The organism is Paraclostridium sp., assembly GCF_051656405.1.
Lineage (GTDB): Bacteria > Bacillota > Clostridia > Peptostreptococcales > Peptostreptococcaceae > Paraclostridium.
Genome location: NZ_JBOGBV010000011.1, coordinates 21,322 through 38,912 on the forward strand (window position 1 = coordinate 21,322; position 17,591 = coordinate 38,912).

Genomic DNA, 17,591 nt, shown 5'->3' on the forward strand with positions numbered 1-17,591 from the left:
ACAATTGATAAAAATAAAGAACTAATTAACAAAAAATAAGCTAAAACTACACTTATATTATAAAAGCTATACTAAGTAAATATAGATGTTTATATCAAATTGACAGTGAAAACGTTTCTAAATATAATGAGACTATATTAGCGAAGGGGGAGAAAAAACATGAAAGATATGTTTTATACAATAGATAAACTTAGAAATAGAATACATGAACTAGATGATTATAGATATAGAGATAAAGTAGAACTTGAATATTTTAACACGAAGTTAAATGGGGACAGAGATATAGCGCCTAATATTCCAACTGAGTATGATGGAGTTATAAAAATTGGGGAGACATGGAAAGGAAGAGATTTATACCTTTGGATGCAAAAGGAAGTTGATATACCATCAAACTGGGAGAATAAAACTGTTGTTGGTATATTTGATTTTGGAGAAACTGGAGCTGGAAACAACTCTGGATTTGAATCGTTATTTTATCTAAATAATAAGCCTTACCAAGGGGTTGATAGCAATCACAAAGAAGTATTTTTACCGAAAGATATTAATGGAACTAGCGTGGAATTAATATTTAGACTATGGACTGGGCTAGAAGGAGGAGGAATTCCAAGAGAACAAGAGCATCGTATAAATAGAGCTCAATTAGCGTGGTTAGATGAAAAAGTAGATGATTTATTCTACAATGCAAGTGTAATTTTAGAAACGATAGGAGAGTTAGACGAGTATTCTCCAGATAAAGTTCACTTAATAAAAATACTAAATAATGCATTTAAATTAATTGATTGGGCGTATCCAGGTAATGAAGATTTTTATAATTCACTACATGAAGCATCAGATTACTTAAATAAAGAAATAGATAAAATTGATAAACATTCAGTAGTTAATGTAACTTGTATTGGACACACTCATATAGATGTTGCTTGGCTTTGGAGATTAAAACACACTAGAGAGAAATGTGCAAGATCATTTTCAACAGTATTAAGATTAATGGAAAGATATCCTGAGTACATATTTTTACAAACACAGCCTCAACTATATGAATATGTAAAAAATGATTATCCAGAATTATATGAAGCTATAAAACAAAAGGTTAAAGATGGTAACTGGGAAGTTGATGGTGGAATGTGGTTAGAAGCAGATTGTAACATACCATCAGGAGAATCTTTAGTAAGACAAATTTTAGTAGGGTCAAGGTTTATAAAAGAAGAATTTAATAAAGATGTTGAATATTTATGGTTACCAGATGTTTTTGGATACTCATGGGCGTTACCTCAAATATTAAAAAAATCTGGTATAGATATGTTTATGACAACTAAGATAAGTTGGAATCAATATAATAGAATGCCACATGATACGTTTAAGTGGAGAGGAATAGATGGTTCAGAAATACTAACTCACTTTATAACAACTCCAGAACCATGGAGTCAACCTGGATCTTGGTTCTATACATACAATGGAAGACTTACACCTAAAACAGTAAAAGGGGTATGGGATGCATATACAGATAAAGGAATAACTAATGATTTATTAGTATCTTATGGTTTTGGAGACGGTGGCGGTGGAGTAAACCGTGAAATGTTAGAGTATAGAAAAAGATTAGATAAAATGCCAGGATTACCTAATGTAAAGACTGGAAAAGCTAGTGAATACTTTAGATGTTTAAAAGAAAAGGTAGAAAAAACTGATGAATATGTTCATACATGGGATGGAGAGTTATACTTAGAATATCATAGAGGTACATATACAAGTCAGGCATACACTAAACTGATGAATAGAAAACTAGAACTTTTATATAGAGAAACAGAGTGGTTATCAACTTTAGCTTGCTTAACTAACAATGATTGGTCATTATATGCTAATAATGAAATAACTAAAGGATGGAAGACTATACTTAGAAACCAATTCCATGACATAATACCTGGTTCATCTATAACGGAAGTTTATGAAGATGCAAAACAAGAGTATAAAGAAGCAGAAGATATCGCGTTAGATATACAAAATAAACTTGAAGATATATATATAAATAAAGATGAACATACTTGGACAATAGTAAACAACTCTAACTGGGATAGGACTGAATCTATAGATATAAAATGTGATGAAGATGGAAGTTTTTATGATGAAGATGGAAATAAACTAAAATATCAGAGAAATAAAGAAGAATATACAGTAGAAATTAAAGATATTCCAGCACTAGGATATAAAAGAATAATATTAAAAGTAAATGAGATTAAAAATGAAAATAACTCAGTATTTGAATACTGTGATGGTAAAATTTCAACGCCTAAATCCGAAATAAAGTGGAATGAATATGGACAATTAATATCTATATATGATAAAGAAAACAAAAGAGAAGTATTGGCTAAGGGTGAAAGAGGAAATATTCTTCAAATGTTTGAAGACAAGCCTATGGCACATGAAGCATGGGATATTGATATATTCTACCAAGAGAAAGTAAGAGAAGTAAAAGATTTACAAAGTATTGAGTTAATAGAAGTTGGAAATCTAAAAGCTGTTATAAGATTTAAATATAAGTATATGAACACAACAATAAGCCAAGACATGATAGTATACGCTAATAGTAGTAGAATAGATTTTGAAACAAATGTTGATTGGAGAGAGAAAAAGCAATTACTTAAGGTGGCATTTGTAGTAGATATAAGAAGCACTATGGCTACATACGATGTTCAATTTGGAAATGTAAAAAGACCAACTCACTGGAATACTAGCTGGGATAGAGCTAGATTTGAAAGTGTTGCACAACAATGGGTTGATTTATCTGAAAGAAATTATGGGGTAAGTTTATTAAATAATTGTAAATATGGGCATGACATAAAAGATAATGTAATGAAATTGACATTGTTAAAATCAGCTACACACCCTGATCCAGTACAAGATCAAGGAGAACAAAACTTTACTTATTCACTATTACCTCATAGTGGAGATTTTATAGATGGAAACACAGTAAAGCATGCATACGAACTTAATCAGCCTTTAAGAGCTATAAAAGGAATGTTAAAGAGCGAAGTTAAAAAGCAATTATTTAAATTTAATGATGCAAACATATTAGTTGATGCTATAAAAAAAGCTGAAGATGAAGATATGATAATAATACGTTTCCATGAATATTCAGGAAGTAGACAGAATGTAAGTATAGATAGTGATTATGAAATTACTGGATGGATGGAGACAAACTTAATGGAAAAACCAATAGAAAATTTAAGAAATGAAAACTCTATAAATGTTGTTGTAAATCCATATGAAATTAAAACACTTATGATAAAAATGAAGTAATATAAGTCCCTTAGGGGCAGGCTTGTGGTATAAACAGTTGGGTTCTTCACACAAAGCACTAAGAGCATGTGCTTTAAGTGTTTCGAAAACAACTATTTATACCACTTTGCCTTATAATAATAGGACTTCAACACTTTGGTGGTGGAGAGAATTAGTATTGGGGGATTTTTTTATGAAAAAAACTGCACATATAATATCTCATACTCATTGGGATAGAGAGTGGTATTTACCATATGAAACACATCATATGATGCTTATAAAAACTATGGATACTTTACTTGATACATTTGAGAAAGATCCAGAATTTAAATATTATCATTTAGATGGACAAACAGTTTTACTAGAAGATTATTTGGAAGTTAGACCTGATAGAAAAGAACTTTTAGAAAAAGTTATTAAAGAAGGAAGACTTAAAATTGGACCTTGGTATGTTCTTCAAGATGAGTTTTTAACAAGTAGCGAATCAAATGTTAGAAATTTACAATATGGTCATAAAGATGCAAGTAATTATGGAGTTAAAGCATGTAAAATAGGGTACTTTCCAGATTCTTTCGGGAATATGGGGCAAGCCCCTCAAATACTAAAGCAAGCAGGAATAGATGCTGCAGCTTTTGGAAGAGGAGTCAAACCAACTGGCTTTAACAATGAAGTAAGTTCTGATGATAAATTTGAGTCTCCATATTCTGAAATGTATTGGGAAAGTCCAGATGGATCAAAGGTGTTAGGGATACTATTTGCTAACTGGTATTGTAATGGTATGGAAATACCTACTGATGAAAAAGAAGCTAAAAATTATTGGAGTAAGAGAATAGATGATGCTGGAAAATTTGCATCAACAAATCATTTGTTATTTTTAAATGGATGTGATCATCAACCTATTCAAACTGATTTATCAGAAGCGATAAAAATTGCTAAGAACATATATAGTGATATAGATTTTATACACTCTAACTTTGAAGATTATGTAAATGATTTAAAAAGTAATATAGATAAGGATTTACAAATTATAAAGGGAGAATTAAGAAGTCAGCAAACTGATGGATGGTATACACTTGCGAATACAGCTTCATCGAGAGTTTACATAAAGCAATGGAACCAACTTTGCCAGACTTTATTTGAAAAAGTAGCTGAACCGATAGCAACTATGGCTAGCCAATATGGTTTTGAATACCCTCATCATTTATTTGAGTATGGATGGAAATCTTTAATGAAGAATCATCCTCATGATAGTATTTGTGGGTGCAGTGTAGATGAAGTCCATAGAGAAATGGTGGCTAGATTTGATAAAGCTAAGGACGTTGCTAAGTACATTGTAAATGAAAGTTTAACTTATATATCTAGTCAAATAAATACATTGAAATTTAAAGAATTAGGAGAAAATGTATATCCATTCTTAGTTTTAAATACATCAGGGTATGATAGAAAAGGATTAGTTAAAGTTGAGGTTGATATAGTAAGAAAGTATTTTAAAGAAGGTCATCCAAATGAAATAGCAAAAGAAATGAGAACCATAAAGCTTCCTAAGTTTAAAGTGGTTGATATAAATGGAAATAAAATAGATTCAAATATAACTGATTTAGGAATAAAATTTGGATATGATTTACCAGATGATAAATTTAGACAACCTTATTATTCAAGGTTAGTAAGTGTTGAGATTGAAACTGATTATATTAAGTCTTTTGGATGGGATACATATGCTTTAGTAGAAGATGATTCAAATAGCATTGAAAATAGTATCAATAGATTAATAAATGAAAATATATTAGAAAATGAAAATATAAGAGTTGAAATGAATGAAAATGGAAGTATCAATTTATTAGATAAAAATACTAATAAAGTTTTCAAAGATTTATGTATATATGAAAATACAGGTGATATAGGTAATGAATATATTTATAAAATGCCAGAGGGTGAAACACCATTAACTACTAAGGGAATAAAAGCTAAGATAAATATAAAAGAAGATTTACCATATAAAGCTGTTGTAGAAGTTATTCACAAGTGGGATATTCCAAAAAGTGCAGATTACTTGTTAGATAAAGAAATTGAAGAAGTATTAGAATTTAAGTATAGAAAGGCACAAAGAGTTGATGAAACGGTACAGATGAAAATAAAAACTACCTTAACTTTAGAAAAAAGTGCTAAGGGTCTAAAGGTTGAATCTGAATTTAATAATATCTGTAAAGATCATAGAATGAGGATGTTATTTAATACAGATGTAGAAAGTAATGTTCATTATGCAGAATCAATATTTGAAGTAGCAAAGAGAAATAATATTCCAGATACATCTTGGGAAAATCCATGTAATTGCCAACACCAACACACATTTGTAAATATACATGACGATAACTATGGACTTACAATTGCAAATAAAGGTTTAAATGAATATGAAATTTTGAATAATGGTAGAAACACAATTGCAGTTACATTATTAAGAAGTGTTAGGGAATTAGGTGATTGGGGAGTTTTTGAAACTCCAGAAGCTCAGTGTTTAGGAAATCATAAAGTAGAGTTTGAAATAATACCTCATGGTAAAGAAGTATTTGATTCTTATAAGGAAGCTCATTTATTCCAAATACCTATAATTTCTAAACGAATGTCTATACAAAGTGGAGAAATACCTTGTGCAAACGGTTTACTAAATATAGAGGGGTATGGTATAATGTGGTCAACATTAAAAAGGGAATGTAAAAATGGAAATAATATATTAAGAGTATACAATTTAAATAAAGAAGAAACTATTTTGAATTTAAGTAGTTGTAGTTTATTAGGGGATAAGTATAGAGCGAATATATTAGAAGATAAAATCCAAAAAATTACAGAAAATAAAATCCACTTAAGACAATCAGAAATAGTAACTGTAAGCATAGGGAAGTAAATTAACGTAAAAAGGTTATCTGATTGGATGACCTTTTTATTTTTTTAAATATTAATATTGAGGTGATATGTTATGAAAATGGAATCTGTTATATTTAATTTTTGCAGTTGGATATGGAAGTTTGCAGTACTAAATCTTTTTTGGTCTGTAGGAACTTTACTTGGAGGGGTTGTATTAGGAATAATGCCATCAACTGTTGCAACTTTTTATGTTTTAAGAAAATGGGTTCAAGGGGATATAGACATTAATATTTTTGAGTCATTTAAAGGAGCTTATAAAAAGGAGTTTTTAAACTCTAATAAGTGTGGAGCTATATTTTTAGGTATATTTTTATTTTTAGCATTTGATTTGTGGATTTTATACCAAATAGATGCTATATATGCAACTGTAATTTACATATTAGTAAATGCAACTTTATTTTTTTCTGTTATTGCATTTATATACTTTTTCCCAACTTATGTGCACTTTGAATTATCGACTAAGGATTATATAAAAAATTCATTTATGTTATCAATGGGAAGTCCTAAAGAGACTATTTTAATATTAATTGGAATAGCACTACTTGCATACTTTGTAAAAAGTAGTCCTGGATTATTAATATACTTTGCCGTAGTTGTACCCGGGTATTGGGTGATGAATATTTTATATAAAAAGTTTTTAAAGCTTCAAAGGGCATAAAATTTACATGGGGAGAGGGGTAACTTGAAAAAACTATATAATTTATACACATCTAAAAACCTATTTAGCAAGATGCTACTTATATATTCAGCAATAACCATTGTATCTATTTGTTTACTATCTAATATATTTTTAAAGTATTATTTAGAGAGTGAGCTACAAAACGAGTTAAATATACATTCAGAGATGATATTTAATATAGAAAAAAGATTCGAAGAACAAGATATAGTAAGTACCTCTCTTATAAATGGAATAAATACACAAAAAAAAATTACTGATGAAATTCAGATGTTAATAAACTCAACGTATGAAGATTATATAAGCTACAAATTAGATAAATTTTCAAGCACAAATGTAAAAGAAGCAGACTTAGACTATGTAGTAAAAACTATATTATCAGGTAGAAGTGATGCGTTAGCTATTATAATAAATGATAAAAACAAAGAATATGTAAGCGAGCTTGTTTTTAAACACAGTGATTGGTATAAGGTGAAAAATAAGTTAAAAAGCAAATATATTAGGAAAATAACTAAGCCTATAAAAAATATAGATTCTACTTATGTAATAGGGTATGTTGATATATATTTTGATTTAACAAATATAAATAACTTAATTGATGGGTCGAATTTAAAAGGTAGGCTTTTAATAGCAGATAATTCTAATGATATAATACTAGATTCTTATAGGGAAAAAAGTATATGGAAAGTAGATCAAGTTGAAGAAAAATATTTAGATAAGAATAGTAAAGTCGCAAGTGTAAAACAAGATGTACAAACCAAGTATAAATATATTAGCGTAATAAAAAATGAAGATTTAGGAATTGGAAGCATGATTTTTAAAATATCCTTAATTTCATTGTTATGTATTGCACTAATACTTCTCATTACGTACCTTGTAATAAAAAATTTCTCTGATAAATTAAGCAATATGATGCAAGGAATAGAAAATATAAAAAGAGGAGATTTAAGTGTACGATTTAATGTTAAAAAAGAAGAAGATGAACTAGATATGATTGCAATTGAAATTGATAGAATGTGTGAGAGTTTGCAAGAAAATATAGAGAAAACATATAAGTCTGAAGTAAAGCAAAAAGAAGCGGAATTAAATGCACTTCAAGCTCAAATAAAACCACACTTTTTATACAATACATTAGAGGTTATTAGGATGTGTGCTTTAGCAAGTAAAAATAAAGAAGTTGCGAATATGATATATAATTTAGCTAGTATGTTTAAGTACTCTACATATAATAATGCTTCAGATGTTAAATTGTCAGAAATGATTAATTACTGTGAAATGTATTTAAATTTATGTTGTACAAGATATAAAGGAATAATTGATTATAAAGTATATATTGATGAAGAACTATTAGATTTTAAAGTTCCAAAATTTATATTACAACCAGTAATAGAAAACAGTATAAATCATGGTATGGCAAAAGATAGAAATGATAATTTTATATCTATAAAGGCAAATATAATTAAAGAAGATATAGAACTTATAGTTGAAGATAATGGAATTGGAATAAATAGTGAAAGAATGAATGTGATTGAGGAAAACTTAAATCAAAATTTACAGAAGAAAAGTTCAATAGGATTAATGAATATAAACAGCAGACTTAAAATTAGGTTTGGTGATAAATATGGAATACATATAAACAGCGAGGAAAATAGAGGTACTATAGTTAAACTTAAAATACCTATTTTAAAGGATGGAGTTAAAAATGTATAAGTTATATTTATTAGACGATGAACCATTTATTTTAGAAGGTCTTAAATATATTATAGATTGGGAAGAATATGGATTTGATGTAGTAGGAACTTCAAGTAACGGAGAAGATGGATTTAACTTTATAAAAAATGAGGATGTAGATTTAATAATAACTGATATAATGATGCCGAAAATGACTGGGCTAGAACTAATTAGCAATTTGAAAAAAATTAACCATAATGCTAAGTTTATAGTACTAAGTGCATTTCAAGAATTTCAATATGCAAAAGAAGCTATTAGTATGGGAGCTGAAAACTATTTAACTAAACCTATAGATGAAGAGGAATTGATACAGACTATAGAAGAAGTTAAGAAAAAAATTGAAAAAATCAAATTAGAAAAAGTAGATACAAAAATATTTAAAAATGATCTCATATTAAAACTAATATGCAATAAAAATAATGATGGTGTATTGGATAGATTAAAATTAGAAGGTGTAAATTTTAATTATAAAAATTTATGTGTAGTAATATTAGAGTTTGCAGAAGGTGGCAATATAAACAATCTTATATTAAATCATATTGATAATTTAAATTATCAATATTGTGTAAATCTTCAAAATCAAATTTTAATTATAATGGATAAAGAATCTGTAAATAAGGATGATTTAAGAAATTTAAAAAATAATCTTAGTAGTATAATGAATGAACAAATATATATAAGTAGAGGTAAATACGTTGACTCAATAGATAAGTTAAATTGTAGTTATCAAAGTGCTAAGGATATTCATGAATATAAGTTGGTTTATCCAAATATATCTTGGATTAGAGAGTACAAAGAAAAGTCATATAACCTTGAGAATATAGATTATATAGATTTCGATCATTTAAAAAAGCTTCTGTTAAATAAAGATAATAAAGAATCTTTAAATCACGTTGAATCTATATTTAGTAAATTAAAAAAGGATGAGAATCTTACAGTAAAGCAAATTAAAACAAAGTCTATTGAAGTATTTTTAAATGTATATAATTATTTTAATGACTCTAAGATTATAAAAGGTTTAGATTTATATCTTGAAAAAGTTATAAATTCAGTTAACTTAGATCAAATACAGGTTGAGTTAAATAATATGATTAAGCATAGACAGTCAAAATTAGAAGAAACTGATGATAGTATAAGCCCTATAATATTAAAACTCTTAAGAAACATAGAAAAAAATTATAGCAAAGACTTAAACTTAAAGGAAATAAGTGAAACTTATAATATAAATTCTATATATTTAGGTCAATTATTTCAAAAAGAAACAGGTATATTGTTTTCAGATTATCTGAATAATTTTAGGGTTAACAAAGCAAAAAATTTACTGGTAGAAACAAGTTTAAAAGCTGCAGAGATTGGAGAACTAGTAGGTTATGCAAATAAGAATTATTTTTATAGAAAGTTTAAAGATATAGTTGGAATTACACCTAGTGAATGGAGAAAAATAAACTTATAAAGATATGCCTCTAATTAAGAGGCATTTTTTATGCAATAGTAAGTGTATTTTTATAAAAATAGGAAAACGTATACATAAACTAAGGAAAGTGTAGCGAATCTAAAGATAGTAAACTTTAGAAAGGCTTTTCCTAATGATAAAATATAATTAGGAAAAGGGGTGACGCTGATGAAGAAATTCATGAAAGATTTATGGAAAAATAGAGCTTGGTTATTTATGGTATTACCAGGAACTATATGGTTACTAGTATTCTCATACTTGCCTATGTTTGGGACAGTATTAGCGTTTAAAAATTATAAAATGCACCCAGGCGGATTTGTACAAAGTTTAATAAATAGTGAATGGGTTGGATTTGATAACTTTAAATTTTTATTTACAAGTGGAGATGCATTTCGTATAACACGAAATACTATTTTGTATAACTTGGTGTTTATAGTGCTAGGACTTATATTTGCTGTATTTGTTGCTATAGCATTAAGTGAAATAGCTAATAAAAAATTAGCAAAAGTATATCAAACAGGGATGTTATTCCCACATTTCTTATCTTGGGTAATTGTAAGTTACTTTGTATTTAGTTTCTTAAGTACAGATAAAGGTATGGTCAACTCTATACTGTCTACATTTGGGGTAGAACCAGTAGCTTGGTATAGTGAACCGAAACATTGGCCTTTCATATTAATCTTTATGAATATATGGAAGGGAGTAGGATATGGAAGTATAGTTTACTTAGCTGCAATAGTAGGAATAGATAGAACATACTATGAAGCTGCTACTATAGATGGAGCTAGCAAGTGGCAACAAATAAAGAATATAACAATACCTCTAATAGTACCACTTATGATTATACTTACGATAATGGCTATAGGTAGGATATTTAACTCAGATTTCGGATTATTCTACAATATACCGAGAAACTCAGCTGTATTATACCCAGTAACAGATGTTATAGACACATATATATATAAAGGTCTTATGAATATGGGTAATATTGGTATGAGTACAGCAGCTGGTTTATATCAAGCAGCAGTTGGATTTATATTGATAATGACAACTAATAAACTAGTTAAAAAAGTAGATCCAGAATATGGTTTATTCTAATAAAGAAAGGAGATAGGCAATCATGGAAAGTTTAGTATCTAAAGAACAAGAAAAAAAGCCTAATCTTTTAGGGAAAAAAAAGAAGAAAGCATATAATGAAGGATTTACAGGAATTACTAATGTAATTTCAAATATTATACTAGCTATAATGGCTATAGCATGTGTATTCCCATTTGTATTTGTAATAATAATATCTTTAACATCAGAACAATCATTATTACAAAATGGATATTCAATATTCCCAAAAGAGTGGAGCTTAGATGCTTATAAATATTTACTTACATCAGGTAAACAGTTAATGCATTCTTACTTAGTTACTATAGTAGTAACTGTTGTAGGAACAATAATAAATGTAAGTATGGTATCAACTTATGCTTATGCAATATCTAGACAAAACTTTAAATATAGAAAACAATTCACATTTTTAGTGTTTTTCACAATGTTATTTGGCGGAGGGATGGTTCCTTCATACATAGTAATGACTCAGGTATTAGGTCTTAAAAATACTATATGGGCATTAATATTACCATTAGCATTTAATGCATTTAACATAATAGTTATGAAGACATTTTTCCAAAGGTCTGTTCCAGAATCTATAATAGAATCTGCAAGAATAGATGGAGCAAGTGAATTTAAAATATTTATAAAAATGGTTATACCTTTGGCATTACCAGGTATCGCAACTATTGCGTTATTTAGTACATTAGCATATTGGAACGATTGGTTTAACGCCATGTTATATATAGACCATCAAAATTTAATACCACTTCAACATATGCTTATGAAAATAGAGAAAAACCTAGAGTTTATAAGACAAAATGCAATGTTAAGTGGAGAAGTAATGCAAAATTTACCACAAGAATCAGTTAGAATGGCTATGGTAGTTATATCTACATTGCCAATAGCATGTAGCTATCCGTTCTTCCAAAAATACTTTATAAGTGGATTAACAGTTGGAGGAGTAAAAGAATAATAACTTACTAATAAAATTGGGGAGGAAGTAATATGAAATTTAAAAAGGTATCGAGCCTATTTTTAGCGGCGACTTTAGGGGCAACAGTTCTTACAGGATGTAGTAGTTCAAATGATGATAAGGGTGCAGCAAAAGACTCAAATGGAAACACAGAATTAGTATGGTATATGATAGGAACTCCACAACCAGATCAAGCTAAGGTTATGGAAGAAGTTAATAAATATACAAAGGAAAAGATAGGTGTAACTATAGATTTAAGAATGGTAGACTGGGGAGATTATGGCCAAAAAATGCAAGTTATAACTTCATCAGGGGAGCCATATGATTTAGCATTTGCAAGTGACTATGCAATAAATGCACAAAAGGGAGCGTACTTAGAAATAACAGATGAAATGTTAGATAAAAATGCTAAAGAATTGAAAGAGGCTATAAACCCATTATTCTTAGAAGGGGCATCTATAAACGGAAAATTATATGGAATACCTGCGAATAAAGAAGTTGGACAACAAATGGGATGGGCATATAATGTTGAAATGGCTAAGAAAGCTGGAGTAGACATGTCAAATGTTAAAACTCTCGAAGATTTAGGTCCAGTATTAGAAAAGGTTAAGGCTAAGAACCCAGACTTAAAAATGCCAATGGCAGCAGGAGCAAACTTCATGCCATACATGCCATATGACTTATTATTAGGTGATAACTTACCATTTGCAATATCTTTAGAAGGAGATACGAAAAAAATTGTAAATCTATATGAACAAGAAGATGTAAAGAAAACTTTAAATACACTAAGAGATTTCTATAAAAAAGGATACATACATTCTCAAGCTGCAACAGATACTGATCCACATGAGATGAGTGTTCAAAACTGGTTCGTAAGAAAAGAACAATATGCACCAGGAGCTAAGGAAATGTGGTCATCTAATGCAGGGTACGAAATTGGATATACACCAATGCATGATCCTTTAACTATAAATAATTCAGTTACTGGATCTGTAATGTCAATATCTGCAACATCTCAACATCCAGATGAGGCTCTTAAGTTCTTAAACTTATTAAATACAGATGAGTATTTAAGAAACTTAATAGATAGAGGTATAGAGGGAGTACACTATAAAACAAATGAAGATAAGACTATAACTAAAACTGAAGAAGCTAAGGGATATAATATGCCATCTTGGGCTTTAGGAAATGTACTTATAACTAAATCATTTGATACTGATCCAAAAGATAGAATCGAACAATATGAAGAGTTTAATAAGTCAGCAGTTGCTTCTCCAACATTAGGATTCTATGTAGATACTACAGAGATAAGCAATGAAGTAGCTAATATATCAAACATAGTTCAAGAATTTAAATCGCCATTATTTACAGGATCTGTAGATACAGATAAGTATTTAAATGAGTTAAATAAAAAGTTAGATGCAGCGGGAATAGATAAAGTTATGGAAAACATACAAGCTCAATATGATAAATGGATGGCAGATAAAAAATAATAAAATTATATTTAAATTATATTAAGAGGCTATCAATATGGTAGCCTCTTATGTAAATTATGGGAGGAAATTATGTACAGTTCAATAGATAAGTTAATAATAACAGTGAAGGAAAAATTTAAAGATGATAAAAAAATAGCAGAGATGTTTGAAAAGTGTATCTTAAATACTATAAATACTACTGTTAAGAGAATGGAAGATGATACTACATATGTACTAACTGGAGATATACCAGCTATGTGGCTTAGAGACTCTGTTTGCCAAATTAGACCATATTTAGTTTTAGCTAATGAAGATAAAGAAATAGCAGATATGATAGAGGGGTTAGTAGAAAGACAATTTAGATATATATTAATAGACCCGTATGCAAATGCATTTAATGAAAGTGCAAATAAGGCGGGGCATCAAAGTGATTTAACAGATATGAAACCAGAAGTTTGGGAAAGGAAGTATGAAATAGATTCTTTATGCTTTCCTATACAGTTGAGTTACTTATTATATAAAAATACAGGTAGAACTTCTCAGTTTAATGAAACATTTGTAAAGGCTGCAAACTCAATAATAGAATTATGGAAAGTTGAGCAAAATCACGAAGAAAAGTCACCGTATTTATTTGAAAGATTAGATTGTAGACAACTAGATACCCTATCAAGAAGCGGAAAAGGACCAGTTCATAAACAAACTGGAATGACTTGGTGCGGATTTAGACCAAGTGATGATGCTTGTACATATAGTTATTTAGTTCCATCTAATATGTTTGCGGTAGTGGTATTAGGCTACATAAACGAAATAGCGACAAATATAATAAATGATGATATGTTAGCTAAAAAAGCTGAGATGTTAAGAAATGAAATAAATGAAGGAATAGAAAAATATGCAGTTTATAATCACCCAAGATGTGGAGAAATCTACGCTTATGAAGTTGATGGGTTAGGAAATTATAATTTAATGGATGATGCAAATTTACCAAGTTTATTAGCAATGCCTTATTTAGGCTATGCTGATTTAAATGATGAAAGGTACATAAATACAAGAAAATTTATACTTAGCACTGAGAACTCGGAGTTTCATATAGGAAAATATGCTAGTGGAGTTGGAAGTCCACATACTCCAGAAGGATATATATGGCATATATCTCTTGCAATGCAAGGATTAACTACAGATGATAAAAATAAAAAAAGAGAATTAATAGAAATAATGAAAAATACTGATGCAGGGACTTACTTAATGCATGAAGGGTTTAATCCAAATGACCCAAATATGTTTACTAGAGATTGGTTCTCTTGGGCTAATATGATGTTTTGCGAGTTAGTGTTAGATTACTGTGGGATAAAAGTAAAAAAATAAGTGTAGGATTTGCTAATAGATAGTGTGCTATGAGGTTAAGATAATTGTTTCCTTCACACAAAGACCTGAAAATAGGTCTTTAAGTGTTTCGTCAACAACTATCATAACCTCATTTACACAGAATGTATATTAGAAATAAATACAACTTATTTTTAAAGAAAAAGAATTTATATGGAGGTCTACTATGGATTATATATTTCCGAAGGATTTTTGGTGGGGGAGTGCTTCTTCTGCAACTCAGATGGAAGGTGCATTTGATATTGAAGGAAAAGAAAAAAATATATGGGACTATTGGTTTGAGATAGCGCCAGAGAAATTTCACAATGAAATAGGGCCAAGTAATACTAGCCAATTTTATTATAAATATAAAGAAGATATAAAATTAATGAAAGAGTTAGGACATAATTCATTTAGATTTTCAATAAGTTGGTCTAGGCTTATAAAATCAGATGGAAGTACAAATAAAATAGCTGTAGACTTTTACAATGATGTAATTAATACTCTTTTAGAAAATAAGATAGAACCTTTTATAAATTTATTCCATTTTGATATGCCTATGTATTTACAAGAACTAGGAGGATGGGAAAATCGTGATGTTGTAAATAGATATCAAAATTTTGCAAAGATATGTTTCGAATTATTTGGAGATAGGGTTAAAAATTGGTTTACGCATAATGAACCGATAGTACCTGTAGAGTGTGGTTATCTAGGCGAATATCACTATCCCGCTGTAGTGGATTTTAAGAGAGCTGTACAAGTTGGATACCATATAATGCTATCGAGTGCTTTAGCTATTATGGAGTATAAAAAATTAAATCTAGAAGGGCAAATAGGGATAATAATAAACTTGACGCCTTCATATCCTAGAAGCAATTCAAAAGAAGATTTAAACGCATCTAATACTGCAGATTTGATATTAAATAGATCGTTTTTAGATCCATCTGTACATGGAGAGTTTCCTAAGGAGTTAGTAGAATTTTTAAAGAGTCATGATTTAATTCCTATCTATAAAAATGAGGACTTAGAAATTATAAAAAATAACACTGTAGATTTATTAGGTGTTAATTATTATCAACCTAGGAGAGTGAAGGCAAAGGAAAGTGCAAAAGGAGATATACTAACACCAGAGAGCTTTTTCGATTTCTATAATATGCCAGGAAAAAAAATTAACCCTCACAGAGGATGGGAAATCTATGAAAAAGGTATTTATGATTTAGCTATTAATATAAGAGACAATTACAATAATATACCTTTCTATATATCTGAAAATGGCATGGGGGTAGAAGGTGAAGAAAAGTTTAAAATAGATGGACAAATAAATGATGACTATCGTATAGAGTTTATAAAAGATCACTTAAAATATCTTCATAAGGCTATTGAAGAAGGATGTAATGTTAGAGGATATCATTTATGGACATTTATGGACAACTGGTCTTGGTTGAACTCATATAAAAATAGATATGGATTTGTAGAAGTTAATATAAATGATGAATATAAAAGAACTCCTAAGAAGAGTGCTTATTGGTTTAAAGAATTGATTGAGAATAATGGATTTTAAATTGTATCCATAATAGTTTGAAATGAGTCTAATTAGCTATTTCCTTCACACAAAGTGCACAAGACGCACTTTAAGTGTTTCGTCGATAGCTAACAAGACTCATTTCAAGAATAAAAATGGAAAAATTTAAAAGCACATTATTTCTTGTGGAGGGGGATTTGAGGATGAAGTATGTTGTTTTTGATATAGGTGGAACTAATATTAAATACAGTTTGATGAATAAAGATGGTGAAATGTTAGATTCTAATTTAGTTCCTACACCTCAGCAGGGGGAAGGCAAAACTTTGGAACTTTTAGTTGATATTATAAAAAATTATCAATTAGAAAATGAAATTGACGGAGTTGCTATGAGTGTACCTGGAGGAATAGATGATGATGGATATATACATTTCATGGGTTCTGTATTTGATTTGCAGGATATGTATTTAAATAAGTATATAAAGAAACACACAGGACTTGAATGTGTATATGATAATGATGTTAATTGTGTTGCTATGGCTGAAAAGTATAAAGGGAATGCGATGGATAATAAAAATTTTGTATGCATAACGATAGGAACTGGAATAGGTGGAGGCGTTTTTATAAACAACCAACTATATAGAGGACATAGAGGTATGGCTGGAGAGTTTGGGATAAATATATTAGAACACAGAAAGTCCGAACTTCAAAGTTTAAACTATAAAACATTTAGTAGAGTCGGATCTACCTATAATTTGATTGATAGAGTTAATAAACTAAAAAAATTAAATTTAGATGGGAAAAAAGTATTTGAGTTAGCTGAAAGTGGAGATTTAGAAATTCAAAAGGAAATAGAAGAGTTTTACTTTAGTTTAGCTGTAGGAATTTACAACATTGCTTACAGTTTTGCTCCAGAGAAGATTTTAATTGGAGGAGGGGTAAGTGTTAGACCAGATCTAATAGAAAATGTTAAAAAAAACTTAGAATTATTAAATCCAGAAGTGCTTGATATGGTAGATATTGATGTTTGTAAATTTCAAAATGACTCAGGTAAAATAGGAGCACTTTATAAATATTTGAATAGTTAGTAAATATTTTATAAATGGGAGGGGATC

The 17,591-nt window shown here is 29.0% G+C and carries 11 protein-coding genes; all 11 read left to right on the top strand.

The features are described 5' to 3' along the window. The first annotated feature begins 159 nt into the window (after window positions 1–159). The 11 genes from ACRDDE_RS01790 (at window position 160) to ACRDDE_RS01840 (ending at window position 17,564) form a co-directional block, all read left to right on the top strand. Window positions 160–3,291 (top strand): alpha-mannosidase, encoded by a 3,132-nt coding sequence (locus tag ACRDDE_RS01790; protein WP_438625125.1) that lies wholly within the window; start codon window positions 160–162, stop codon window positions 3,289–3,291. A 172-nt stretch (window positions 3,292–3,463) separates the two neighbouring features. Further along, on the top strand, window positions 3,464–6,169 hold the full coding sequence (locus ACRDDE_RS01795; RefSeq protein ID WP_438625127.1) for an alpha-mannosidase: 2,706 nt from the start codon (window positions 3,464–3,466) through the stop codon (window positions 6,167–6,169). A gap of 72 nt (window positions 6,170–6,241) precedes the next feature. Further along, complete coding sequence (locus ACRDDE_RS01800) at window positions 6,242–6,847, top strand: YesL family protein (protein WP_438625129.1); 606 nt, start codon at window positions 6,242–6,244, stop codon at window positions 6,845–6,847. Between the two features lie 24 nt (window positions 6,848–6,871). Beyond that, a complete protein-coding gene (locus ACRDDE_RS01805) occupies window positions 6,872–8,575 on the top strand; it encodes a sensor histidine kinase (protein ID WP_438625130.1) in 1,704 nt (567 codons plus the stop codon). Next, complete coding sequence (locus ACRDDE_RS01810; RefSeq protein ID WP_438625131.1) at window positions 8,568–10,049, top strand: response regulator transcription factor; 1,482 nt, start codon at window positions 8,568–8,570, stop codon at window positions 10,047–10,049. The genes ACRDDE_RS01805 and ACRDDE_RS01810 overlap by 8 nt, the downstream gene beginning before the upstream one ends. 168 nt (window positions 10,050–10,217) lie before the next feature. Then, complete coding sequence (locus tag ACRDDE_RS01815) at window positions 10,218–11,147, top strand: ABC transporter permease (protein ID WP_438625133.1); 930 nt, start codon at window positions 10,218–10,220, stop codon at window positions 11,145–11,147. Between the two features lie 22 nt (window positions 11,148–11,169). After that, entirely contained in the window at window positions 11,170–12,120 is a 951-nt protein-coding gene (locus ACRDDE_RS01820) for a carbohydrate ABC transporter permease (protein ID WP_438625135.1), read from the top strand. A gap of 32 nt (window positions 12,121–12,152) precedes the next feature. Then, window positions 12,153–13,613: an ABC transporter substrate-binding protein gene (locus ACRDDE_RS01825; RefSeq protein ID WP_085282620.1), complete on the top strand. Its 1,461-nt coding sequence runs from the start codon at window positions 12,153–12,155 to the stop codon at window positions 13,611–13,613. 72 nt (window positions 13,614–13,685) lie between these two features. Beyond that, window positions 13,686–14,960, top strand: coding sequence for a glycoside hydrolase family 125 protein (locus ACRDDE_RS01830; protein ID WP_438625136.1), 1,275 nt, complete (start codon window positions 13,686–13,688; stop codon window positions 14,958–14,960). Between the two features lie 184 nt (window positions 14,961–15,144). Next, window positions 15,145–16,518 carry a glycoside hydrolase family 1 protein gene (locus ACRDDE_RS01835; protein ID WP_438625138.1) on the top strand — a complete coding sequence of 458 codons (1,374 nt, stop codon included), beginning with the start codon at window positions 15,145–15,147 and terminating at the stop codon, window positions 16,516–16,518. A gap of 164 nt (window positions 16,519–16,682) precedes the next feature. Further along, window positions 16,683–17,564 (top strand): ROK family protein, encoded by an 882-nt coding sequence (locus ACRDDE_RS01840; protein ID WP_438625140.1) that lies wholly within the window; start codon window positions 16,683–16,685, stop codon window positions 17,562–17,564. The last annotated feature ends 27 nt before the right edge of the window (window positions 17,565–17,591 follow it).